This is a genomic window from uncultured Pseudoflavonifractor sp. (assembly GCA_904419835.1).
In the GTDB taxonomy this organism is placed as follows: Bacteria; Bacillota; Clostridia; order Oscillospirales; family Oscillospiraceae; genus Pseudoflavonifractor.
Map to the genome: position 1 here is coordinate 1 of CAJFTA010000097.1, position 2,185 is coordinate 2,185.

Annotated in this window: 4 protein-coding genes and 1 tRNA gene; all 5 read right to left on the reverse strand. The window is 59.4% G+C overall.

Annotated elements, in window-relative coordinates; all coding sequences use genetic code 11:
- Positions 1–108: 108 nt before the first annotated feature.
- Positions 109–194, reverse strand: a tRNA-Leu gene (locus tag QZY67_RS11630).
- Positions 195–352: 158 nt separating this feature from the next.
- A complete protein-coding gene (gene trxA / locus QZY67_RS11635) occupies positions 353–670 on the reverse strand; it encodes a thioredoxin (protein WP_295370479.1) in 318 nt (105 codons plus the stop codon).
- Positions 671–730: 60 nt separating this feature from the next.
- Positions 731–1,597 (reverse strand): NAD(P)/FAD-dependent oxidoreductase, encoded by an 867-nt coding sequence (locus tag QZY67_RS11640; RefSeq protein WP_295370481.1) that lies wholly within the window; start codon positions 1,595–1,597, stop codon positions 731–733.
- Positions 1,587–1,898 (reverse strand): metalloregulator ArsR/SmtB family transcription factor, encoded by a 312-nt coding sequence (locus tag QZY67_RS11645; RefSeq protein WP_295370483.1) that lies wholly within the window; start codon positions 1,896–1,898, stop codon positions 1,587–1,589. The genes QZY67_RS11640 and QZY67_RS11645 overlap by 11 nt, the downstream gene beginning before the upstream one ends.
- Before the next feature lie 49 nt (positions 1,899–1,947).
- Positions 1,948–2,185 (reverse strand): hypothetical protein (locus QZY67_RS11650; protein ID WP_295370485.1); only part of this gene is annotated, 238 nt, incomplete at its 5' end.

The following is a 2,185-nucleotide window of genomic DNA, read 5'->3' on the forward strand; positions in this document are numbered from 1 at the left end:
CGGTTTACGCTCCACTCCGTTGCGGAAATAGGTGCTTTCGTAACGGTCAAAGAAAACAAATAATCCGAACCCATCTCCTATCGGAAACAAGTTCGGATTGTATTGGTTTGGTGCGGATGGCGGGACTCGAACCCGCACGGCCGTGGGCCACTAGCACCTCAAGCTAGCCAGTCTACCAATTCCAGCACATCCGCATATTCTGTTTGGCTTTCATCGGAAGCCACTTGCTTATTATAGCGGCTGCTTCCCGATTTGTCAACCAAATTTTTTATATTTTTTCATTTTGCGATTATGCAGACACAAGGCATATGGGCGGAGCACAGCGCTCCGCCCATATGTTCCCCTGCATCAATCAGACGTTGGCGTCCAGGATGGCGGTATAGGCCTCGGCGGGCATGACGCCCACCTTCCGGTCCAGCTCCTTTCCGTCCTTGAAGAAGATAACGGTGGGGATGCTCATCACGCCGTACTGCATGGCCAGGGCCTGCTCGTCGTCCACGTTGACTTTGCCGATGACAGCCTTGCCCTCGTACTTGTTGGCCAGGTCGTCAATCACGGGAGCCAGCATGCGGCAGGGACCGCACCAGGAGGCCCAGAAGTCCACCATGGTAATGCCGCCGGAGGTAATCGCCTTGTCAAAGCCTTCCTTGTTGAAGTGAATGGTCGCCATAATCAATACTTCCTTTCTTTCGTCTCAGTTTGAATGTTTTTTCTATGTTGAATGGGTTGTTTATCCGTTTTGTTCCCGGTCCAGCCGGTCCAGGTACTCCGCCGCCCGGTGTCCGGCCACCTGACCCTCCCCCGCTGCTTTGGCAATCTGGAGGGGCTGGCCGGTGCAGTCTCCGGCGGCAAACACGCCGGGAATGTTGGTGGCCATATCCCGGTTCACCGCGATATAGCCGTCCTTCAGCTCCAGGGCTGGGAGCAGGTCGGTGGGGGCCACCGCCGAGCGCAGGATAAAGACGCCGTCACAGGGAATCTCCTGTCCGTCCGCCTTGACAGACGTCACCTTCCCATCGCCGCAGACCTCAATTCTGGCCGCCTTGACAAAGGGAATCTCCTGATTCAGATCCTCCGGCCTGGCGGGAGCGGTATAGGTCACCCGGCACCCCAGGCCGTGGAGGTAGTTTGCCTCCTCGGGGGCCTCTGCAGACCGGCCGGCCACCACCACGTCCCTGCCCCGGTACAGCATGCCGTCACAGGTGGCGCAGTAGCTGACGCCCGCGCCCATGTGCTCCGCCTCGCCGGGGAATTTGGCCCGGCGGACCACTCCGGGCGCCAGCACCACCGCACGGGCCTGGACCAGCTCGCTGCCCACTCCAATATAGAATGTGCCGTTCAGGGGCATGATATTCAGCGCCCGGCCGGTGACCCGTTCCACGCCCATGGCTCCGGCGTGGGCCTTGAACCGCTCCAACAGCTGAGGACCGGTGACGCCGGGAATACCAAGGTAGTTGTCCACCCGCTCAGTCTTGCTGAGAGGGCCGTCCCGGTCGTCTCCGCTGACCACCACCGCCGTCCGGTTCCGCTGCCTGGCCTGCACCGCCGCCGACAGCCCCGCTGGTCCGCCGCCGATGACCGCGATATCATAAATCACGCTGATAGTCCTCCTCCCTGTCGCCGAAGAGAGCGGCAATGACCGCCGTGACCCCCGCCCGGTTGTCAACCTCGTAATAGACCTCGTTGCCGGAGCGGGACGCCTTGACAATCCCCGCCGCCTTCAGGCGCATGAGATGCTGAGAGATGCAGGACTGGGACTGGCCCACATTGGCCTCCATACATCCCACATTGCGGCAGCCGCACCGCAGCAGCCCCCGGACAATCTGCAGCCGTACCGGATGGGAAAGGGCCTTGAGCAGCGCCGCCTTCTCCTCGTAGAGCCCGGTTACGTCCGTCATGTCGTTCACCTCACATTTATTATTTCTAATATTATTATATTCTAATATTCTAATTTGTCAACAGGTTTTTTGAAAAAATTTTTTGCCCTGCCACAGCAAAACGAAAGCCGCCGCGCAGTGTGCACGGCGGCTCAGGCTGTCGAAAAAGTCCAAGGACTTTTTCGACAGCCTTCAAAAATGCCGTTACCTTCGCGCCGCACAGCGGCGCAAAAGTCCCCGCTCCGCTCTCCGGAAGCCTTGCACAGCAAGGCTTCCGGGGCATTCGATTCCACGCGAGGCGGGCGGCT